Source organism: Selenomonas sp. FOBRC9 (assembly GCF_000287655.1).
Lineage (GTDB): Bacteria > Bacillota > Negativicutes > Selenomonadales > Selenomonadaceae > Centipeda > Centipeda artemidis.
This window is the reverse complement of sequence record NZ_ALJR01000033.1, coordinates 30,176-50,092: the sequence shown is the minus strand read 5'-3', so window position 1 is coordinate 50,092 and position 19,917 is coordinate 30,176. Positions and strand designations below refer to the sequence as shown.

The window sequence follows — 19,917 nt, the reverse complement described above, 5'->3', positions numbered from 1 at the left end:
AGAATTTGCCCGACATGATGAAGTTACGTCAGCACTGCATGTGCCATTCTATTTCCCGGAGCCACATCAACCTTGGCAGAGGGGCACAAATGAGAACACTAACGGTCTGCTGCGGGAATATTTTCCCAAGGGGCAGGATCTTACCGACGTTTCGCAAGAGCACGTCCAAGAGATCTTTGACGAATTAAACATGCGTCCACGTAAATGCCTTGGCTTTCAGACTCCCTATGAAGTTTTCTATAAGAGGTCGTTGCACTTGATTTGACAATTCGCCATACAAAAAGGTCACAGAAGTCTATTCTGTGACCTTTTTGTATAAAGATATGTCATAGTGACTGTTAGTTCAACGTGAAAGATACGGGAACATTAAAAGTAACTGTGTCATTCGTGGGATTTGGATAGGATCCAACGGCATAAACTGCATTTACAGCAGCTTCATCCAGAATACTATGACCGGACGGACTCGATAATGAGACTCCCGCAATCGATCCGGAAGCAGACACTGTCACTGTGACAATGGGGCGACCTTCCAAACGACGTTTAATTGCCATATAGGGATATTGCTTATTTGCATCGACTGCGCGGCGGAACCCCTCATAATCGAAGGGCGCCTTTTGGACACCGCCGCCGTTGCTGCCGCCGCCACCGCCGCCATCATTTCCGCCTCCACCACCACCGTTGCTGCCGCCGCCACCACCGCCGCCGTTACTTCCACCGCCGCCGCCACCGTTGCTGCCGCCATTATTACTGCCGCCGGTGGTATTACTACCGGTATTGGAGCCGGTTTCAGACGATTCGGATGTAGTTGATGACGATCCCTGCGTAGGCAGTGTGACTGCGTCCGGTGTCGGTGTCGTTTGGGGCGTATCGGTTGTTGTGACTGGCGCGGGAACAGTCTGCTGCACCGCTTCAACACGTTTGGCAACCTCTTCAGCCTTTAGTGGCTCGGGGAACAGCGACTCGTTTCCACCACCGCTTTCACCGCCTCCGCCCGCACTGCCGCCGCCTCCTTGGCTAAAATCAGATGCTGCAAGGTCGACGACGTAAACCTGCTGTTCCTGTTGTTTAACAACAACCGTTAGTCCGATTGCCAGGAGCGCAAACAGCACGAGGTGCAGCAGAACGGAGACGATATAGGCCTTTCTCCATGAGAGATTTCGATCCATATATCTATCCCTTCTTTTGTTCTGCGGCAATCGAGAGCCGCTTTACCCCCGCTCCTTTAAGCATATCCATGACAGTGACGACCTGCCCGTGTGCCGTACGTTTGTCCGCCTGCAAAACAACTGCAGCATCCGGATTTGCCTGCATACGGCTCTTCATGATTGCCGCTGATTCCGTGATGCTCACGGGGTTGTTGTCAATAGTGATATGACCTTCTTCGTCGAGTGTCATGATGATTGGGAGCTGTGCGGGCGCAGATGCAGACTGCGCTTGAGGAAGCTGTACGGCAAGCGCTTTCTGCGCGACCGTCTGCAAGCTGTTCATCATGAAGAAGACAAGCAGGAAGAAGATAATATCGATCATCGGAATGATCATAAATTCCGGCTTCTTTTTCAGCCGATGATTGCCAAAATTCATTATGCCTCCCAGCTTTCTTTCTTCGCAGTAACGACTGTAGAGCAAAGGCGCTCCGTATCCGTGACAATGGTGTCGAGTTGATGGCTAAAATAGGTATAGACACAGAATGCAATAATAGCAACACAAAGACCGGATGCCGTTGCAACAAGTGCCTCACCGACGCCGCCTGTAATCGCGCCTGCGCCGCCGCCCTCATCAAGCACGCTGAACGTCTGGATCATACCCGTAACTGTACCGAGTAGCCCGAGCAGCGGGGCAATGGTTACAATTGCACTCAGGTAGTCGAGATAGCGGCGAAAATTGATCGCCTCCATCGACATGCGATCGGAGAACGCGCCCTTCATTGCCGTCTCTGTCCCTGCGTTCATGAGGCCGCTCTCAATGACGCGGCTGATGGCGGATGGGAACTCCTTACAGAGTTTCTCTATGGTATCAAAGTCCTTTTGCACGGCAGCATGATAGACACCATGAAAAAATACGCGCGATCCCTTGCGGTTGATGCGGTAGTAGTAAAAACGCTCCACCGCAATTGCAAAAGTGATCAGGGAGAGCAGGAGCAGCGGATACATAACGAGACCGCCGCTCTTAAAGAGATGCATTGCACTAGAAAAACCTTCCATATGATTTTACTCCTCCATATAACATAGATCGTCCATACTTGGGTCGGATTCACCCCATATTGATAGATACTACCTCAATAGTATCATGAATACGATTATCATTATAGAGACTAAGACAGAGATGTCAATAGAAAATGAATAACTTGATACAATTTTCCTTTTTTGTTGTAAATGTGTCTTTTGACAACATGCAACTTTTTTATTATACTGAGAACGTCAATTGTTCATTTCTATTGGAGGAAAGGAGGTGAATTTTTGTTACTCGAACGCGTATTGCGGTTTTTCATCGTTCTCATCACGGCAATCATCGGCGGGACACTCTTTGAGCTGCTTGTTCCGACGGCAAATGACTACCTGTCGGCGCCGCTGTGGCGGACGGAGCTCGGGGTGTTCGGGCTCTCGCTCGCGGGGCTCGTCTGCATCCTCGTCGGCACCGTGCTCGGCGGCATCGTCGGCTATCCGCTCGCCCCGTTCTTCACGACCCGTCTCCGGCGGTTTTCCGTCTGGGTCGAGGGGCAGCTTGGCAAGATGCCGATCCGCGACGTGATTGCCGGGGCGATAGGGCTGATCATCGGACTCATCATTGCCCGTCTTTTGGGCGACTCGTTTTCTACGATCCCTATCGTCGGCGATTACATCCCCATCGTGTTCAGCATCGTGCTCGGCTATCTCGGCGTTCACATCATGGTGAAAAAACGTCCGGAGATCGCGGAGGTTTTTGATTTCTTCCCACGGTTTCTGCGCGAGATGGCGCGCAGCCGCGAGGCACGCACGCCCGCGCCCGCACAGATGCCGCAGCGGGAGGGCGGCACGGAGCGCGGGTACAAGGTGCTCGATACGAGCGTCATCATCGACGGACGCATCGCGGACATCTGCGAGACGGGCTTTCTTGAGGGCACGCTCCTCATCCCCGTCTTTGTTCTCGAAGAGCTCCAGCACATTGCGGACTCGGCGGACTCGCTGAAACGCGTCCGCGGACGCCGCGGGCTCGACATCCTGCAAAAAATTCGTAAGGAATCTCGTATGAAGGTGGAGATCACCGAGGTCGACTTTGAGGACATCGCCGAGGTGGATTCAAAACTCCTCCAGCTCGCGCAGGAAGTCGGCGGCAAGATCATCACGAACGACTTTAACCTCAACAAGGTCGCACAGCTCCGCGGCGTCCCCGTGCTCAACATCAACGCGCTGTCCAACGCCGTAAAGCCGGTCGCCATACCGGGGGATGTGATGACCGTTCAGATTGTACGCCCGGGCAAAGAGCACGGGCAGGGGCTCGCGTATCTCGACGACGGCACGATGATCGTTGTGGACGGCGGATTCCGCTGCATGAACGAAATCGTCTCGGTCGAGGTCACATCCGCGCTCCAGACGGCGGCGGGACGCATGATCTTCGCCAAGGTGACGCGCTGACTCTAGCGCGGGAAGGAAGAGACATGGTTAGTGTGGTTTTTCCTGCGGCAGGGCAGGCGCATCGGATGCAGGTGGGGCTGAACAAAGTGTTTTTGACGCTCGCCGGCAAGCCGATGCTGCTGCGCACGCTGCTCACGTTTTCCAAAGTGCCGGACGTCGGCGAGCTCATCATTGCCGTCGGCGCGGATGAGGTCGAGCCGGTGACAAGCCTTCTCGGATGTGTCAAGGGGCTCGCCCCGTGGCGCGTCGTCGAGGGCGGCACGGAGCGGCAGTACTCCATCCGCAACGGGCTCGCGCTCGTCTCAGAGGAGGCGGACATCGTGCTCGTGCACGACGCCGCGCGCCCGCTCATCCGCCGCGATACCATCGAAGAGCTGATCCGTATCGTGCGCGCCAAGGGCGCGGCGATCATCGCCGTCCCCGAGAAGAACACGATCAAGATCGCCGCCGAGGACGGCACTGTCGCCGCGACCCCGCCGCGCAGCTCCCTTTGGCAGGTGCAAACTCCGCAGGGATTTCGCAAGGACATCCTGATGGAGGCGAACCGCAAGGCGGACGAGGACGGCTTCCTCGGCACGGACGACGCGAGCCTCGTCGAGCGTCTCGGCGTTCCCGTGCGCATCGTCAGAGGGGAGTACAGCAACATCAAGGTCACAACGCCCGAGGACATGGTGGTCGCCGAGGCGATCCTGCGTAACGATATGGGCGCGGGCGAGCTGATGAAAACGGCAGTCCACGAGGCAAAACGGCTGCTCGGCGGTGTCGTCCGCCGTCGGAAAGGGGAGGAAGAATGACACGGTTCGGCATCGGCTACGATGTACATCAACTCGTCGAGGGGCGGCGTCTCATCATCGGCGGGGTAGACATCCCGCACAATAAGGGACTGCTCGGTCATTCGGATGCCGACGTGCTGCTGCACGCCGTCTCCGACGCACTCCTCGGCGCAGCGGCGCTCGGCGACATCGGGCTGCATTTCCCCGACACGGACGCGCGCTATGCGGGTGCCGACAGCGGCGTATTGCTCGCAGAGGTCGCGCGGATCGTGCGCGGCGCGGGCTTTGCCATCGGCAACGTCGACTCCACCGTCGTCGCACAGGCGCCGAAGCTGCGCCCGTACATCGACGAGATGCGCGGCAATATCGCGCAGCGTCTCGGCATCGCTGTCGAGGACGTCAACGTCAAGGCGACCACGGAGGAACGGCTCGGCTTTACGGGCGCAGGAGAAGGGATGTCCGCTTACGCCATCGCAGGCGTTGAGCGTGTATAAGGAAATATGGAGGTATACATATGGCAAATCGGTTAAAGGAACTGCTCGGCATCGAGGTTCCCATTTTGCAGGGCGGCATGGCATGGATCTCGGAGGCAAATCTCGCCTCCGCCGTCTCGAACGCGGGCGGCGCAGGCATCATCTCGACGGGCGGACGTACCACCGAGTACACGCGCGATGAGATTCGCCGCTGCCGCAGTCTCACGGATCGCCCGTTCGGCGTCAACGTCATGCTCATGGCGCCGAACAAGGACGAGATCGTCGACGTCATCTGCGAGGAAAAACCCGCATTCGTCACCCTCGGCGCGGGCAATCCCGTCCCGTATTTTGAAAAATTCCACGCCGCGGGCGTGAAGGTCATCCCCGTCGTCCCGAGCGTCAAGCTCGCAAAGCGTGTCGAGGAGAAGGGCGCCGACGCCATCGTCGTCGAGGGCATGGAGGCGGGCGGACACATCGGCGTCCTCTCGACCATGCCGCTCATGGAGCAGGTCATCCCCGAGGTTTCGCTCCCCGTCGTCATGGCGGGCGGCTTCGGCGACGGACGCGGACTCGCGGCAGCCCTCCTCATGGGCGCCGCGGGTGTGCAGATGGGCACGCGCTTCCTCATCGCCGAGGAGTGCGTCGTGCATCCGAACGTCAAGGAAAAACTGATCGCATCCGTCGACACCGACACCATCGTCACCGGGAGCACCATCGGCGGCTCTGTGCGCGGCGTGAAGAATAAATTCTCCGAGGACTTCGTCGCGCTCGAATTCTCCGGCAAAGCGACGAAACAGGAACTGCTCGACCGCGCCACCGGCACGAATAAACTCGCCGCCGTCGACGGCGACGTCGTCAACGGCATGGTACAGGCGGGCGAGACGCTTACTCTCCTGCGCGAGATCGAACCGGTGCAGACCATTATCGAACGCATCGTCCGCGAGGCAAAGGCAACCCTCGCAAACGCGCAGAAGATCGAACTCTAACGGCACATAGGGGCGGAGCATGGGAACGGACGAACTCACACCGATGCAGGAACTCGCGCGGCGTGTGATCCTGCTCGAAAAACTGGTACTGCGTCAGCAGAGCCGCATGGACGAGCTCTTTCAGCGGATCGAATCGCTCGAGAGCGGAGAAGTCTGCGCTAAATATACCGCGCAAAAACCGGCGTTCGCGCCCCCTGTCTCCGAAGATGCCGACACGGGCGTCCCGTCCTCCGTCAGCGACCTCCTCGATGAGGAGCTAAAACGCGACCTTGCCCGTGCCTACGGCGCGGAACCACCGTCCGAAAAGACTGCGGAGAGCGTGCAGGACAGCCTCACGAACGCCATGGCGCGCGCCGCCGGCAGCTATGCCCGCGCCACGGGCGGGAAAGAACCCGTGCAGAGCGACCGCGCAAAGCAGAATGAAGCTGTACGGAAAAAGACCGCTGATGCCGCCGCGCTCCCGCAGACACCGCCGCGCGAACTGCGTGAAAAAACACCCGCAGAGCGCACGGCGGACTACATCGCCGGCTACAACGCACTCTACGACGTGCAGGGAACTATGTTCCAAAAGAAAAAAGCGCAGGACGACTTCATCAAACAATATGAAGTGCAGGGAATGAAGTGCACGAACATGCAGCTCCGCCTCAGCCGTCCCGAGCTCGAACCGCGCTTCGTCGCGGTCACGCCGCCGCGCGACGCCGACTACTGGGGAATGCCGCTCGGCAACAATCTGTTCGCCGTCGTGCCGAATCCCTTCCTCGTCTACGGCGAGGAGATGCACATCGCGGGCGGAATGCGCGAAGCGTTCAACTCCAACTACCGCCCCGGCACCGTCTACGGCAGATTCACCGTCAAAGAAACCGCCACCTTCCAATTCGGCACCATCGGCAAAGTCTTTCGCCGCGGACAGCTTGAAGTGGAAGTATAACAATTTCACCATTCAAAAAGGCTATTGTACAGATGCAAAATCATGTGTTTATACAATAGCCTTTTCTATTTTATTAATCACGTACCTGTCTGCCCGCGCCCGCGCCGTCGATGGCGACGGCGACATTCGCTTCGGTGAAGGTTTTCATATCATTCAGTATGTGCAGGGCGGCGCGTATGATGCCGAACGCGAGCGATCCCGCGGTGCCGATGGGAGGATTGGCATCAAGTTTGATCATATCGGAAAAGATATGGAGGATATAGGGGGCGACGGTGCGATACAGTTCGCAGACCCGGCAGGCGCGGTCTTCGGTCGGCTCGTCGGCGGGGATGATGAGACTGCGCGCGTTGGCGGCGGCTGTCATGATCGTCGATGCGATGCGCAGGTCGGGGGAACCGTCCTCTTCCATGCCGATCAAGAGGATGGGGGCATCTTTGGCAATGCGCTCGATGCTCCGATGCAGACGGATGAGTGCGCTCTCCGTTATTTCATCCGGGAGCGGCAGGACATATATGGGGATGCCGGCATATGAGCACATCGCCGCAAGCGCGGTACTCTGCGGCGCAGGCAGCGCGGTGTCGCGGACGGCGAGGATGAGCACAGCCTTTGTATCGACGGGTGGCTGCGGGGTTCCCATTGCACCTGCGAGAACGACAGCGATCCGTTCGAGATAGCCGAGGCTGTGAATGGGCTTTGCGAGGTTGTCCAAACGATATTGACAGGCGTCTATTGCCGCCCCGTCCGGCGAGAGAATTTTGAGCCGTATATTGTCGCTCTCGTCGGCGTTCGCGTCCGATTCGAGCACGGCGGGGTGAATGCCGTCCACACCTGCGGTTTTGCCGTCGAGCGCATCCCACACGCACAGCATTTGTCGGAGATGGTCAAGTGCGATGGACGATCCCGCCGCCTCGCTCAGGCGGATGTCGAGCCGCAGCATGGGCGTGAGTCCGAGCCGGCGCAGCGCGTGCGGCTGAGACAGCTCGGTCAGCGAGCCGTGCGAGGCGAGCAGGTAATATGCGCAGTCGGGGCAAAGTACGTGGGCGACGAGTGCGGCGGAGGTCGTGTTTGCACCGTCAAGGATGACGAGCATACGGCGGGCGGCGGCGCCGAGGATGATGCCCGCAATGCATCCGAGTTCAAATCCGCCGACTTTCCTGAGGACGTCGAGCCCGTCCGCAGGATCGGGCGTATTGACCGCGAGCGCACGACGGACGATCTCGATCTTATGCGCAAGACGCGCGTCCGAGATGTTCGCGCCGCGTCCCGTGACCTCCTCGGGAGAGAGCCCTAGAATCGCGGCGACGATAGCGGCGCTCGACGTTGTGTTGGAGATGCCCATTTCGCCCGGGAGGATGCAGCGATCGCCGCGGTCGGCGCAGATGCCCGCAAGCTCTATGCCCGCCTCGACGGCTTTGATTGCCTGCGCACGCGTCATTGCTGCGCCCTGTGTCATGTTCTGCGTGCCGCGCGCGATGCTGCGGTGCAGTAGCCCGGGGATGTGTGCGGTATCGGCATTGACGCCCAGATCGGCGACGATGAGATTTGCATTTGCATAATTCGCCACCGCGTTCGCAGCGCCGCCGTGTGCGACGAGGTAGTTGCACATCATGTTGAGCGTCGTCTCGGGCGGATAGGCGCTGACGCTCTCCGCGGCAACGCCGTGATCGGCGCAGGAGATGACGACACTCGTCTGCGGCGGTGCGGGATGCCGCTCGCCCGTGATGCGGATATAGCGGACGAGGGCGTCCGTGAGACGTCCAAAATCGATGCCGTGATGGGTGAGGAGGGATTCTTTGATCCCCTCGGAAATCGTCGGATCGGGAACCTTGATGTCCCGAACGGTACGTTCTAAGAGTGTCATGCGCGTTTCTTTTCCTTTTCACGTTGCATTTGCAGTTGTTTGAGCGAAAGTCCGATGCGTCCGCGCGTTTCGTCAATGCTGATGATCATGACGTCGAGCACGTCGCCGACCGAAAGGACGTCAAGCGGATGCCGCACGCGGCGGCGGCTCATTTCGGAGATGTGGAGCAGTCCCGCCTGTTTCAGTCCGATGTCGATGAATGCGCCGAAGTCCGTGATGTTGCGTACGGTTCCGCGCAGGACGGTGCCGACGGCGAGGTCGGAGAGCTTCACGATGTTTTGCCGTGTGAGCGGTGCGGGCAGATCTTCGCGCGGGTCGCGTCCCGGACGGGTGAGTGCCTTGAGGATGTCCGTGACCGTCGGAACGCCTGCGCCGAGCTTCTTTGCAAGGGCGGCGGCGTCCGTTTGCGCAATTTTGAGCGCGAGGGCAGGGAGTGCGGCACGGTCGGTGAGATCGCCTTCCGCGGCGCACAGCTCCCTGAGCAGGGCGCGCGCGAGGTTATAGGACTCGGGGTGTACGGACGTATCGTCGAGCGGCGTTTCGCCCGCGCGGATGCGCAGAAAGCCTGCACACTGGGTAAACGCCGCGTCGCCGAGACGAGAGACCTTGTGCAGGGTGCTGCGGTTCGTGAATTTGCCGTGCTCGTTGCGGTAGGCGACGATGTTCTTTGCGATGGCGGCATTGATGCCCGCGATGCGCCCGAGCAGGGCGGGGGACGCCGTGTTGAGATCGACGCCGACGTGGTTGACGGCATCCTCGACGGTGGCGTCGAGCGTCTCTTTGAGTTCCTTTTGACTGACGTCGTGCTGATACTGACCGACGCCGATCGCCTGCGGATCGATTTTGACCAGCTCCGCCAAGGGATCCTGCACGCGGCGCGCGATGGAGACGGCGCCGCGAATCGTCACGTCGTAGTCCGGCAGCTCCTCTTTTGCGAGCGCCGATGCGGAGTAGACGGATGCGCCCGCTTCGTTCGTGATGAGGTAGTGGACGTTCGCGAGGTTGTTGTCGCGGATGAGGGCTGCGGTGAACTGCTCCGTCTCATAGGAAGCCGTGCCGTTGCCGATGGAGATGAGCGTGACGCCGTGCTCCTTGATGAGACTGAGAAGCTGCTGTGCGGCGGCGCGGCGGGCGGCATCGCTCTGCGTGACCTGCACGACGCCGCTTGCGCGGACATGCCCTGTCGCGTCGACGACGGCGACCTTGCAGCCCGTGCGGTAGCCGGGATCGAGCCCCATGACGACATGTCCTGCGAGCGGCGGTTGGAGGAGCAATTGTTTCAGGTTTTGACCAAAGATTTTGATTGCCTTTTCCTCCGCCTCTTCGGTGAGACGCGCGCGCAGCTCACGCTCCAGCGCGGGGAGGAGCAGGCGTTTATACCCGTCCTCGACGGCGGCGCGCAGCTCCGCGGTAAAGATAGAAGGCTGCCGGAGGATACGGCGAGCAATCGTTTCGATATTTTTCTCGTGTTCGATATTGACGCGTACGGTGAGACAGCTTTTCTTCTCACCGCGGTTGATGGCGAGGATGCGGTGCGACGGCAGCGTGCGCACGGGTTCGCTGTACTTATCGTACATTTGGAATGTCTGCGCGTCTTCCGACGCCGCGTCCAGCGCCGTCTCAAGGACGGCATTTTTCCAAAAATATTCACGCATCTGCGAGCGCAGCGATGCGTCGTCCATGATGGTCTCGGCGAGAATATCGCGCGCACCCGCGAGTGCGTCTGCCGGCGCCCGTACCTCCTGCGCGGGATTTACGAAGGCGGCGGCGTACTCCTCGGGCGTCCCGGTTGTTTCCTTCTGCAGGAGCATGGCGTCTGCGAGCGGTTCCAGTCCGCGCGCCCGTGCGACCGACGCCCGCGTACGCTTCTTTTGCTTGTAGGGGCGATAGAGATCCTCCAGCGTTTGCAGTTTTTCCGCCGCTTCAACGGCGGCGCGCAGCTCGTCCGTGAGTTTGCCCTGCTCCTCGATGCGCGCGAGGACTTCCTCCTGTCGTTTGACGAGACCGCGCAGATAGCTCAGCCGTGTCTCGACACTGCGCAGCGTTTCATCATCGAGTGATCCTGTTGCTTCCTTGCGGTAGCGGGCAATGAAGGGGATCGTGTTCCCGTCGTCTAGGAGCGTGATGACCGCATCGATTTGCTGCGGACGGACGGAAAGCTCTTTTGCGATGACGGCAGGAATATCGGAAATACGCATGAAATCAAACCTTTCTTCATTCGTCAATGTCCTACATTATAGCATGATTTTTGCGGCAAACAAAAGGAACATGCATTTTATAGGACGAATATGACATAGGACTATTGACAGGAATTTTAGGATAGAGTATTATAATACATAAGTAATAATGATTTTAGTTTTGGTATGATTGAAAAGTAGGAACGATTATGCATGCAGATTCGATGCTGACCATGAGTGAAGTCACGGACATTCTCCGTCAAAATAAAAAGAAAGTGACACCGCAGCGCCTCGCCGTCTATGCGGCGCTCGCAGCGACCAAAGAGCATCCAACCGCGGAGACGCTCTACAAGGAGCTGCGCCCGAATTACCCGACAATGAGTCTTGCAACGGTCTATAAGTCGCTCGATGCGTTCTGCGAGATCGGCATTGTACGTGAGCTGAACGTAGGTGAGGAGGCATTCCGTTACGATGCAGACATCTCACCACATCCACATGTGCGCTGCATTGCCTGCGACAAGGTCGCGGACGTGCCCATCACATCGTTGCCTGCACTCGACAAGAACGTTGCGTCAGTGACGGGTTATCGCGTCGTCGCGCAGCAGATGTATTTCTTTGGGTATTGTCCCGAGTGCCAGAAGAAAAAAATCAATCAGAACTGAATATATATCTGCATGATGCCTGCCGTGTTCGGCAGGTTTTCTTTTGCGGGTAGAAAACACCAAAAGAAAAGCACCCGACTGCGAGTGCTTTGTTCGTATCTTACTTATCTGCGCGTACGCCGCGCGAGGATGCGGATGACCTTAGCGCCAGTACTCTTAATCCTGCGAAATGGGGCGACGCGCGTCGTGGTTTTGGGACGGATTTCTGAAGGCGCGCGGAAGTCCCCGCGACGCAGATGAGTGCTCTTTGTTTTGTCGGGCTGGAACGCCCGGCGCATACTGTTTGCAATTGGCTCGAGTGCAGCGTTCTCCGCACAAAGGTAGATGTCGAGAGAGACATGGCGCAGATCCGGGTGCACATGGAGCGCGATGTGACCGTCCGGCAGGAGTGCCATGAGCGATATATGTCCGCCCATCTGCACATCGCTGATCATTTGGAGTGGGACGAGATTCATCTGTGCGAGTGCTTCCGAGACTTTTTCGCGGAGTAATGCCTCATTGCCGCATTTGTCTCCTTTACAATTATAAAAGTCTACCGTCAATAATCTTGATTGAATGGTCATTCGCCTCAGTCTCCTTGCCCAGCACATCATCTGTTCTCATTATAGATGAAAGTGACATGTCCGTCAAGGAATCTAGCTGAATTGTCCTAATGTCGTCGTATCTATGAAGCGACATCTTCGTAGATCCTTTCGAAACAAATACCATATCTTGTATTTTCCCATGGCGAATGATATACTAAACGAAAAATTAGGAGGATATCATATCAGTGGAGCGGATAATGGGGAAAGAGCGTGTTGTCGTCGCGATGAGCGGCGGTGTGGATAGTTCTCTTGCGGCGGCGCTGCTCCTTGCACAGGGCTATGATGTCGTCGGGGTTACGATGCGTCTTTCCAATGAGAACCGCGATGTGGATCCGGAAAACGACCGCAGCTGCTGTTCGCTCAGCAGTGTGGATGATGCGCGACGCGTGGCGGATGTTCTGGGGATTCGGCATTATGTGATGGACTTTACGATGCCGTTCCAAACGTCGGTGATCGACTATTTTTTGGATGAGTATCTGCTCGGACGCACGCCAAATCCGTGTATTGCGTGCAATCGGTATATTAAATTTGAAGGGCTGCTGCATAAGTCGGCGGAGCTGGGCGCGTCCCATGTTGCGACGGGACATTATGCACGTATTGATTTTGACGGAGGGATGTATCGTCTGCGCAAGGGGAAAGATGTAGATAAGGATCAGTCCTATGTGCTCTATCATCTCAATCAGGAGACGTTAGCGCATGTGCTTCTGCCGCTTGGCGACTTTGACAAGGGGACGACGCGCCGCATGGCGGAGGAATACCGTCTGCCCGTTGCGCATAAGCCGGAGAGTCAAGAAATCTGCTTTGTTCCGCGTGACGATTATAAGTCCTATATGAAGGAAAAGCGCCCGGGGCGATCCGTGCCCGGGGATATTGTCGACCGTGCGGGGAATGTGCTGGGGCATCACGACGGGATTTCATTTTATACGATCGGTCAACGACGGGGCTTAGGCATCGCGGCTCCTCAGCCGCTCTATGTGACGGCGCTTGATGCCGTGCACAATCATGTTGTCGTGGGGACGGCGGAGGAGGTTTTTGCGCGGGAACTTACGGCATCGGATCTGAGTTGGACGATGTGGGAGTCGCTTGACGAGGTGTGTATGGCACACGCGAAGATTCGATACGGGAAGCGTGAGGCAGAGGCACGGATAATGCCTCTTGACGGGAACAGACTACGAGTTCGCTTTACAGAACCGCAGCGTGCGGTGACGCCGGGGCAGTCCATTGTGTTCTACGAGGGAGACGTTGTGCTGGGGGGCGGCGTCATTGATGCTGTGCTTGCGTGATACATTCATCCATGGGGAGAGAGGGGATTCAAATGATGAGCCGCAGTGTAAAGATCAAGATTTCCTGCTTCGTACTGCTTGGTGTTGCGGTATTATTTGCGGGGCTCTTTTGGTATTTTCGCATTCATACCAAGACGCCGGAATATGCCATGGGAGCAATCGTGCAGGCGCTTGACCGGCATGATGAAAATCGCTTCCTGCGCTATGTGCGTTTGGATGAGGTTCTTGACCGGGGCTATGATGATTTCATGGCAGGTACGATTGCGGTGGATTTCGGACAGGGGCAAGAAACGCCTGCGGGACTGGATGATTTCACTAAAATGCTCAAACCGGCCTTTACCAAGATGTTGTATGATGCCATAGAGGCGCGACTGACGACTGGGGAGTTTCCTGCGGTAGATCAGACTGCCGACGGTGCGGAGTCTGAGAATATACTATCGCGTATCGGGCTGCGCGATCTGAGTTTCCGTGAGATTACTGTGCTGAACGTCAATGAGGAAAATAGGACGGCTGTCGCGGAGATCCTTGCCCATCAGGGCGAGGCGGATGCAGATTTCACCTTTCAAGTCGCGCTTGCCCCCTCGGACGAGGGCGACTGGCAGGTAACGGGTATTACGAATCTGTATGAATACGCGGTGTTCTTAGGGAAGGCACGTCGCGCGCACGTGGAGGACTATCTTACTGCAACCGGAGCGATCATTGCTCGACATGATCAGAGTGTACGCTTGGCGCAGCTCCGACTTTACAGTTCGCTTGCCGTTGGAACGCTCGGCAATCAAGCGACACGGGATATGGCACGCAGGATCATGGAGCAGGATATTCTCGTCGACTGGAAGCAGCGGAAGGAAGAGCTTTCTGCGGTGTCCGTACCCCGCAGTATGCAGAGTCTCCAGCAGCTCCGTCTGAAGATATGCGATCTGCACATCGCATATGCGGAGGGCTATGCGGCATGGATGACGGATAAGAATGCGGCGACGATCCGCAGCGCAGAGAGCAGCCTGCGTCAGGCGGAGGTGCTGGAGGTCGAGGAGTCCTTCCTCGTGCAGCGTGCGAAGCGATCGTCCGGAGACAAAATGGAGTGAGGGAGATCTATGACGCTTGATTCGAGTAACGATACAGTTGCGATCCTTTACGATATAGAGAATGCACCCATCGAAATGCTTCAATATACGATAGACAAAGCGCAGCGTTATCAGCCCTGTCGCATGATCGTCGTCTCCGATTGGGAGGCGCATCCGGAGCAAAAGCGATGGGATCGCCTCATGCAGTATCCGGATTTCACCTTTCGGCAGATCAGCCGGACATTTTTCGGTAAAAATTCGCTGGATTCCGCGCTCTATGATTCTGCGCAGATTCTCTATCAAGAGGGTGTGCGAAAATACTTTATCATCACAACGGATTCGGACTTCGTGCGGATTGCGGAGTCGCTGAATGCGCAGGATCCATCCTACATCATCGGTGTCGGGACGAAGCAGGCGAGCGAAGACCTGCGAAATGCGTATAATGAGTTCTTCGTCTATCCGCCGGAACGAAAGACCAAGGGGCGCACGGCGAAGAAGAATACAGAAGAAAAAGCGACGGAGGCGGATACAATGGCAAAGAAGAAATCGGATGAAAAGGGGAGCAAGACCGGGCAGAAGCCCGCTGTGGATAAAGCCGCTGTAAAGCAGGAAACAAAGAAACAGCCGGCTCCTGCGAATACCGGAAAGAAGAAGCCGGAGTTGCCTGCGGTGGAAGTAAAACCTGTGAAAGAAGCCGCAAAAGAGATACAAAAATCGGCAGCCAAAACGAAGAAGAAAGCCGCGGCTCACCCCTCTATGCAGTCTCCGGCAATGCTTGTGAGTACGGCGCCCGAACCGGCGGCACAGGCGTCCGCGGTAAACGGATTCCTTACAGTTCGGTTGCCGAAGACGCTGCGCACCTCGCTCGAACAGAAAATGATCGAGGAGGAGGTTTCTCTTGACGAGCTCGTCACATACCTCCTGATGCGCGGTCTTTCTGTAAAATAACGGAGCATTGAGATGGCGAAGAAAGAGGAGCGTGTCCTCCTGTATCAATTCCCGCCGGAGCATTTGCCTGCGGCACAGACGGCGCTGCGGGCGCTCGGGATTCGCGTACAGATTCTTCCTCCCGATGCGTGGCGCGAGAAGGTCGGCTATCTGCTGGGGCTCAAGGGCTATCGTCCGGCACTACCGGCGGACGAGGCGCATTTTGATTTCCCCCATGAGGTGATGCTGCTTGAGCATATCCGTGGAAAGCGATTGACAAAGGTACTCACCGCACTTGCGGAGGCGGGGGTGCCGCGCATTTCCTATAAATCCTCGATTACGCCGTACAATACGCTGTGGACGCTGCGCTATTTGTGCGAGCATATGTCGCACGAACACGGCGCAGCGCTGAAGGATGAATCGCGGGACTAGTGGTAAAGGACGGGATGAAATGAAGAAGATTCTTGCGGTGATCGCCGCTTTGGGGCTGTTTTTGACATTCGGCTGCGGATTGGAACAGGAGCAAAAGACAGAGACGCTGCCAAAGCTCACCGTTGGACTCATGCCGGATACGGATTCAATCCCGTTCATTATTGCGGAACAGCAAGGATACTTCAAGGAAGAGGGCATTGAGGTTGAACTCATGCCCTTTAAGAGTGCGATGGAGCGTGATGCGGCGCTCCAGAGCGGCAATCTCGACGGTGCGGTCTCCGATCTGCTCGCCGTCATCTTTGCGCGTTCCGGCGGCTTTGCCGTACACGCGACGTCCTACACAGACGGCAGCTACAACCTGATCGCGGGTGGTCATACGGATATTTCATCAGTTGACGGTATGCGCGGCAAGGAGATTGCAATCTCGCGCAATACCATCATTGAGTATGTGACGGATGAAATTCTTGCGTCGCATAAGATGAGTGAACAAGATGTCTCAAAGGTCGTGATCCCGCAGATTCCCGTGCGTTTGGAGATGCTGCAAAGCGGCAATCTCGACGCGGCGCTGTTGCCGGAACCGATGGCGAGCGTTGCCGTGGCGTCGGGCGGACGTTATATTACGGGATCGGGCGATCTCGGCATCAATCCGGGCGTTATGGTCTTTACAGATCAATCAATTCAGGGAAAAAAATCCTCCATCCGGGCGATGTACCGCGCTTATGATAAAGCGGTGGAGTATCTGAACAACACGCCGCGCGAAGAGTATATCGACCTCGTGATGGAAAAGAGCGGCTTTCCCGCCCCCGCGCGCGATGCGTTAAAGCTCAATCCCTATCGCTCGGCAGGGCTTCCGACGGAAAAAGACGTCGAAGAGGCGGTCGGCTGGGTGAAGGGGAAAGACCTCGCCGGAGACTATAGCTATAACGACCTCGTCGTCGATCTCCTTTCGGAGGGGAAATAATGCCGTATCTCTCACAGGAAAATGCGCCCATCCAAGAGGCTCTTGAGCGTATGAAGCGCGCGCGCTTGGTTCCGTTTGACGTGCCGGGGCATAAGCGCGGCAGGGGGAATCCGGAGCTCTCGGCATTCCTCGGCGCAGCCTGTCTGGATGTCGATGTGAACTCCATGAAGATGTTGGACAACCTCTGTCATCCCGTCTCGGTGATCAAGGATGCGGAGACCCTTGCGGCAGAGGCGTTTCGTGCTGCGCACGCATTTTTTATGGTCAGCGGCACAACAGGCTCCGTTCAGGCGATGGTGCTGTCTGCGGTCGGGCGCGGGGATAAGATTATCATGCCGCGCAACGTCCATCGCAGCGCGATCAATGCGCTTATTCTGTGCGGCGCGATCCCCATCTATGTCAACCCGGGCATTGACGATACGCTCGGCATTGCGCTCGGGATGCGCCTAGAGGATGTTGCGGCGGCGATTGCGTGTCATCCCGACGCGAAGGCGGTCTTTGTCAACAATCCGACCTACTACGGTATCTGCTCCGATCTGCGCGCGATTACGGAGCTGGCGCACGCGCATGGGATGAAGGTGCTTGCGGATGAGGCGCACGGCACACATCTCTATTTCAGCGATCGCCTGCCCGTGGCGGCGATGGATGCGGGCGCGGATATGGCGGCAATCAGTATGCATAAATCGGGCGGCTCGCTGACACAAAGCTCGATCCTGCTCTGCTCCGATCGGATGCCGCTCGGCTATGTGCATCAGATCATCAATATCACACAGACGACGAGTGCTTCCTACTTATTGCTCTCGAGTCTCGACATCAGCCGCAGAAACCTTGCGCTGCGCGGGCGTGAGGTGATCGATAAGATCATCGACCTCGTTGCCTATGCGCGTGATGAAATCAACGCCATTGGCGATTACTACGCCTATGGGCGAGAACTCGTGGACGGCGGCGCGGTATTTGATTTCGACACGACGAAGCTCTCGATCTTCACACGCCCGACAGGACTTGCGGGCATTGAGGTCTATGATATACTGCGTGACGACTACGATATTCAAACGGAGTTCGGCGATATTGCAAATCTGCTCGCCTATGTGTCCGTCGGCGACCGACCGAAGGATATTGAGCGGCTTGTCGCGGCGCTGGCCGAGATTCGGCGCAACTACCGCAAAGATCCTGCAAAGACGCTGCGCATGGAGTACATGGATCCCGTTGTCGTATGCGGACCGCAGGACGCATTCTACGCGGAGAAAGAATCCCTGCCCATCGAGGAGACGGCAGGACGCATCTGTACGGAGTTCGTCATGTGCTATCCGCCGGGCATCCCGATCCTCGCGCCGGGGGAGCAGATCACGGAGGAGATCCTGACCTATATCCGCTACGCAAAGAAAAAGGGCTGTCAGATTACAGGCCCCGAGGATATGAGCATACGGCGTCTCAACGTCATGACGGAGAGGTGAACGATGGAATTTTGGTATACGGAACAGCATACGCCGGACGTGCGGTTCTCGATTCGCGTGGATCGTCAGCTCTACAGCGGGCAGAGCGAGTTCCAGCGCATCGACGTGTTTGAATCGCCCGAGTTCGGGCGTTTTTTGACGCTCGACGGCTATATGATGCTGACCGAAAAGGACGAGTTTATCTACCATGAGATGATTGCGCATGTGCCTATGTGCGTGCGTCCCGATGCGGAAAATATCCTCGTCATCGGGGGCGGCGACGGCGGGACGGTGCGCGAGCTGCTCCGCTATCCCTCTGTCCGTCATATCGATCTCGTGGAGATCGACGAGCAGGTTGTGGATATCTGCAAAAAATATTTGCCGTTTACCGCGGCGGGGCTTGACGATCCGCGCGTCAGCCTCCACTATGAGGACGGTCTTCGATTTGTACGCAAGCCCGTGAGCGCCTACGATCTCATCATTGTGGACTCGACGGATCCCTTCGGCCCCGGAGAAGGGCTTTTTACAAAGGAATTTTACGGCAACTGCTTCAAGGCGCTGAAAGACGACGGCATCATGGTCAATCAGCATGAAAGCCCTTTTTACGAGCAGGATGCCTATGCCATGCAGCGTATGCACCGGCGCATTGTAACGTCGTTTTCGATCAGCCGCGTATACCAGGCACATATACCGACCTACCCGTCGGGGCATTGGCTCTTCGGCTTTGCGTCAAAGAAATATCATCCCGTTGAGGATGCGGATTTTGCACGCTGGAAAGCCCTCGGCATCAAGACGCGCTATTATAACACGCAGCTGCACGCGGCTTCCTTTGCGCTGCCCAACTATGTGGAGGAGATGCTCGAAGATGTGGAATCGTAATATAGAGACGTTCCTAGGATGTGACGCTGCGTATGAGGAGGGGCACATTGTCCTCTTTGGTGCGCCGTTTGATTCGACGACCTCGTACCGTCCCGGCACGCGCTTTGCATCGCGGACAATGCGCGCTGAATCCTATGGACTGGAGACGTACAGTCCGTATCAGGATCTTGACCTTGAGGATGCGCGCGTGTTCGACGGCGGCGATTTGGAGCTGCCCTTCGGGGATACGGCGCGTGCGCTCGGTATGATTCGAGATTTTACCACGGAAGTCCTGACGGACGGGAAGCTCCCGTTTCTCATCGGTGGGGAACATCTCGTGAGCCTGCCTGCGATCGAGGCGGCTGCCGAAAAATATTCCGACCTCGCCGTGATTCATTTTGATGCGCATACGGATCTGCGCGACGAATATCTCGGCAACCGTCTGTCACATGCGACTGTTATCCGGCGCGTCTGGGATATTTTGGGGGACGGGCGCATCCATCAGTTCGGCATTCGCAGCGGTGAGCGCGCCGAATGGGAGTGGGCGCGCGCGGGACACACGAACCTGCGTCCCTTTACCTTTGCGGGGCTTTCCGATGCCGTCGCTGCGGTGAAGGGGCGTCCCGTGTACCTCACGATCGACCTCGACGTGCTCGACCCGTCGGTGTTCCCCTGGACGGGAACGCCCGAGGCGGGCGGCGTGAACTTCATTGAGCTGATGAAGGCGGCGCTCTCCGTCATTCACGGGTGCAGGATTGTCGCCTGCGATATGGTGGAGCTGTCCCCGCCTCTCGATGCGAGCGGCGCATCTACGGCGACGGCGCTGAAGCTCCTGCGTGAGATGCTGCTCGCGTTCGAGGAGGATTTTATTCGCCCGCAGATCGTATGATATATTTAAGTACCGGTG

At 57.3% G+C, this 19,917-nt stretch carries 21 protein-coding genes; 15 read left to right on the top strand and 6 right to left on the bottom strand.

All coding sequences use genetic code 11. From position 1 onward, the window contains the following. On the top strand, positions 1-265 hold a 265-nt coding region (locus HMPREF1147_RS11950; protein WP_156791313.1), incomplete at its 5' end, for an IS30 family transposase. Positions 266-338: 73 nt separating this feature from the next. On the opposite strand, the gene HMPREF1147_RS11695 is transcribed toward HMPREF1147_RS11950, so the two are convergent. From HMPREF1147_RS11695 to HMPREF1147_RS08620, 3 genes are read right to left on the bottom strand one after another with little or no spacing between them, the layout of a single operon-like run. Continuing rightward, positions 339-1,166: an energy transducer TonB gene (locus tag HMPREF1147_RS11695; RefSeq protein ID WP_009658519.1), complete on the bottom strand. Its 828-nt coding sequence runs from the start codon at positions 1,164-1,166 to the stop codon at positions 339-341. A gap of 4 nt (positions 1,167-1,170) precedes the next feature. After that, positions 1,171-1,581, bottom strand: coding sequence for a biopolymer transporter ExbD (locus HMPREF1147_RS08625; protein WP_009658532.1), 411 nt, complete (start codon positions 1,579-1,581; stop codon positions 1,171-1,173). Then, positions 1,581-2,201 (bottom strand): MotA/TolQ/ExbB proton channel family protein, encoded by a 621-nt coding sequence (locus HMPREF1147_RS08620; protein ID WP_009658506.1) that lies wholly within the window; start codon positions 2,199-2,201, stop codon positions 1,581-1,583. The genes HMPREF1147_RS08625 and HMPREF1147_RS08620 overlap by 1 nt, the downstream gene beginning before the upstream one ends. Before the next feature lie 255 nt (positions 2,202-2,456). On the opposite strand from HMPREF1147_RS08620, the gene HMPREF1147_RS08615 reads away from it, so the two are divergent. The 5 genes from HMPREF1147_RS08615 to HMPREF1147_RS08595 are packed head-to-tail and all read left to right on the top strand — an operon-like array spanning position 2,457 to position 6,771. Next, on the top strand, positions 2,457-3,611 hold the full coding sequence (locus tag HMPREF1147_RS08615) for a PIN/TRAM domain-containing protein (RefSeq protein WP_009348874.1): 1,155 nt from the start codon (positions 2,457-2,459) through the stop codon (positions 3,609-3,611). Between the two features lie 23 nt (positions 3,612-3,634). Then, positions 3,635-4,405 (top strand): 2-C-methyl-D-erythritol 4-phosphate cytidylyltransferase, encoded by a 771-nt coding sequence (gene ispD, locus HMPREF1147_RS08610; protein ID WP_009658530.1) that lies wholly within the window; start codon positions 3,635-3,637, stop codon positions 4,403-4,405. Further along, complete coding sequence (gene ispF / locus HMPREF1147_RS08605) at positions 4,402-4,878, top strand: 2-C-methyl-D-erythritol 2,4-cyclodiphosphate synthase (protein WP_009658503.1); 477 nt, start codon at positions 4,402-4,404, stop codon at positions 4,876-4,878. The genes ispD and ispF overlap by 4 nt, the downstream gene beginning before the upstream one ends. A gap of 20 nt (positions 4,879-4,898) precedes the next feature. Next, the gene (locus HMPREF1147_RS08600; protein ID WP_009658504.1) at positions 4,899-5,843 is read left to right on the top strand and encodes a nitronate monooxygenase; all 945 of its coding nucleotides are present in this window, start codon (positions 4,899-4,901) and stop codon (positions 5,841-5,843) included. 19 nt (positions 5,844-5,862) lie between these two features. Then, complete coding sequence (locus HMPREF1147_RS08595; protein ID WP_009658509.1) at positions 5,863-6,771, top strand: hypothetical protein; 909 nt, start codon at positions 5,863-5,865, stop codon at positions 6,769-6,771. Between the two features lie 73 nt (positions 6,772-6,844). On the opposite strand, the gene HMPREF1147_RS08590 is transcribed toward HMPREF1147_RS08595, so the two are convergent. Together HMPREF1147_RS08590 and HMPREF1147_RS08585 are read right to left on the bottom strand one after the other, a co-directional pair. Beyond that, entirely contained in the window at positions 6,845-8,632 is a 1,788-nt protein-coding gene (locus tag HMPREF1147_RS08590) for a nicotinate-nucleotide--dimethylbenzimidazole phosphoribosyltransferase (RefSeq protein ID WP_009658501.1), read from the bottom strand. Then, positions 8,629-10,830 carry a Tex family protein gene (locus tag HMPREF1147_RS08585; RefSeq protein ID WP_009658533.1) on the bottom strand — a complete coding sequence of 734 codons (2,202 nt, stop codon included), beginning with the start codon at positions 10,828-10,830 and terminating at the stop codon, positions 8,629-8,631. The genes HMPREF1147_RS08590 and HMPREF1147_RS08585 overlap by 4 nt, the downstream gene beginning before the upstream one ends. A gap of 188 nt (positions 10,831-11,018) precedes the next feature. Here HMPREF1147_RS08585 and HMPREF1147_RS08580 point away from each other — a divergent pair, with 188 nt between their 5' ends. After that, positions 11,019-11,471, top strand: coding sequence for a Fur family transcriptional regulator (locus HMPREF1147_RS08580; protein ID WP_009348866.1), 453 nt, complete (start codon positions 11,019-11,021; stop codon positions 11,469-11,471). 104 nt (positions 11,472-11,575) lie between these two features. On the opposite strand, the gene speD is transcribed toward HMPREF1147_RS08580, so the two are convergent. Continuing rightward, complete coding sequence (gene speD / locus HMPREF1147_RS08575) at positions 11,576-12,034, bottom strand: S-adenosylmethionine decarboxylase (protein ID WP_009658518.1); 459 nt, start codon at positions 12,032-12,034, stop codon at positions 11,576-11,578. 218 nt (positions 12,035-12,252) lie between these two features. Between speD and mnmA the strand changes: the two genes are divergently transcribed. Genes mnmA through speB form a run of 8 tightly spaced genes read left to right on the top strand, consistent with a single transcriptional unit; the run spans position 12,253 to position 19,899 of the window. Continuing rightward, entirely contained in the window at positions 12,253-13,338 is a 1,086-nt protein-coding gene (mnmA, locus tag HMPREF1147_RS08570; protein ID WP_175282269.1) for a tRNA 2-thiouridine(34) synthase MnmA, read from the top strand. A gap of 32 nt (positions 13,339-13,370) precedes the next feature. Then, positions 13,371-14,420, top strand: coding sequence for a hypothetical protein (locus HMPREF1147_RS08565; protein WP_009658514.1), 1,050 nt, complete (start codon positions 13,371-13,373; stop codon positions 14,418-14,420). Positions 14,421-14,429: 9 nt separating this feature from the next. Further along, positions 14,430-15,347: an NYN domain-containing protein gene (locus HMPREF1147_RS08560; RefSeq protein WP_009658526.1), complete on the top strand. Its 918-nt coding sequence runs from the start codon at positions 14,430-14,432 to the stop codon at positions 15,345-15,347. Positions 15,348-15,359: 12 nt separating this feature from the next. Next, positions 15,360-15,758 (top strand): DUF3783 domain-containing protein, encoded by a 399-nt coding sequence (locus HMPREF1147_RS08555; RefSeq protein WP_009658507.1) that lies wholly within the window; start codon positions 15,360-15,362, stop codon positions 15,756-15,758. Positions 15,759-15,777: 19 nt separating this feature from the next. Beyond that, positions 15,778-16,719, top strand: coding sequence for an ABC transporter substrate-binding protein (locus HMPREF1147_RS08550; protein ID WP_009658512.1), 942 nt, complete (start codon positions 15,778-15,780; stop codon positions 16,717-16,719). Continuing rightward, the gene (locus HMPREF1147_RS08545) at positions 16,719-18,173 is read left to right on the top strand and encodes an aminotransferase class I/II-fold pyridoxal phosphate-dependent enzyme (protein WP_009658529.1); all 1,455 of its coding nucleotides are present in this window, start codon (positions 16,719-16,721) and stop codon (positions 18,171-18,173) included. The genes HMPREF1147_RS08550 and HMPREF1147_RS08545 overlap by 1 nt, the downstream gene beginning before the upstream one ends. 3 nt (positions 18,174-18,176) lie before the next feature. Beyond that, on the top strand, positions 18,177-19,031 hold the full coding sequence (gene speE / locus HMPREF1147_RS08540) for a polyamine aminopropyltransferase (RefSeq protein ID WP_009658517.1): 855 nt from the start codon (positions 18,177-18,179) through the stop codon (positions 19,029-19,031). Next, the gene (gene speB / locus HMPREF1147_RS08535; protein WP_009658528.1) at positions 19,018-19,899 is read left to right on the top strand and encodes an agmatinase; all 882 of its coding nucleotides are present in this window, start codon (positions 19,018-19,020) and stop codon (positions 19,897-19,899) included. The genes speE and speB overlap by 14 nt, the downstream gene beginning before the upstream one ends. The last annotated feature ends 18 nt before the right edge of the window (positions 19,900-19,917 follow it).

Coding starts and splice junctions, on each gene's coding strand:
- HMPREF1147_RS08585 (WP_009658533.1), bottom strand. CDS start 10,830: ATGCGTATTTCCGATATTCCTGCCGTCATCGCAAAAGAGCTTTCCGTC.
- HMPREF1147_RS11695 (WP_009658519.1), bottom strand. CDS start 1,166: ATGGATCGAAATCTCTCATGGAGAAAGGCCTATATCGTCTCCGTTCTG.
- HMPREF1147_RS08595 (WP_009658509.1), top strand. CDS start 5,863: ATGGGAACGGACGAACTCACACCGATGCAGGAACTCGCGCGGCGTGTG.
- HMPREF1147_RS08590 (WP_009658501.1), bottom strand. CDS start 8,632: ATGACACTCTTAGAACGTACCGTTCGGGACATCAAGGTTCCCGATCCG.
- HMPREF1147_RS08565 (WP_009658514.1), top strand. CDS start 13,371: ATGATGAGCCGCAGTGTAAAGATCAAGATTTCCTGCTTCGTACTGCTT.
- HMPREF1147_RS08580 (WP_009348866.1), top strand. CDS start 11,019: ATGCATGCAGATTCGATGCTGACCATGAGTGAAGTCACGGACATTCTC.
- HMPREF1147_RS08550 (WP_009658512.1), top strand. CDS start 15,778: ATGAAGAAGATTCTTGCGGTGATCGCCGCTTTGGGGCTGTTTTTGACA.
- ispD (WP_009658530.1), top strand. CDS start 3,635: ATGGTTAGTGTGGTTTTTCCTGCGGCAGGGCAGGCGCATCGGATGCAG.
- speB (WP_009658528.1), top strand. CDS start 19,018: ATGTGGAATCGTAATATAGAGACGTTCCTAGGATGTGACGCTGCGTAT.
- HMPREF1147_RS08600 (WP_009658504.1), top strand. CDS start 4,899: ATGGCAAATCGGTTAAAGGAACTGCTCGGCATCGAGGTTCCCATTTTG.
- HMPREF1147_RS08625 (WP_009658532.1), bottom strand. CDS start 1,581: ATGAATTTTGGCAATCATCGGCTGAAAAAGAAGCCGGAATTTATGATC.
- HMPREF1147_RS08560 (WP_009658526.1), top strand. CDS start 14,430: ATGACGCTTGATTCGAGTAACGATACAGTTGCGATCCTTTACGATATA.
- speE (WP_009658517.1), top strand. CDS start 18,177: ATGGAATTTTGGTATACGGAACAGCATACGCCGGACGTGCGGTTCTCG.
- mnmA (WP_175282269.1), top strand. CDS start 12,253: ATGGGGAAAGAGCGTGTTGTCGTCGCGATGAGCGGCGGTGTGGATAGT.
- HMPREF1147_RS08620 (WP_009658506.1), bottom strand. CDS start 2,201: ATGGAAGGTTTTTCTAGTGCAATGCATCTCTTTAAGAGCGGCGGTCTC.
- ispF (WP_009658503.1), top strand. CDS start 4,402: ATGACACGGTTCGGCATCGGCTACGATGTACATCAACTCGTCGAGGGG.
- speD (WP_009658518.1), bottom strand. CDS start 12,034: ATGACCATTCAATCAAGATTATTGACGGTAGACTTTTATAATTGTAAA.
- HMPREF1147_RS08555 (WP_009658507.1), top strand. CDS start 15,360: ATGGCGAAGAAAGAGGAGCGTGTCCTCCTGTATCAATTCCCGCCGGAG.
- HMPREF1147_RS08545 (WP_009658529.1), top strand. CDS start 16,719: ATGCCGTATCTCTCACAGGAAAATGCGCCCATCCAAGAGGCTCTTGAG.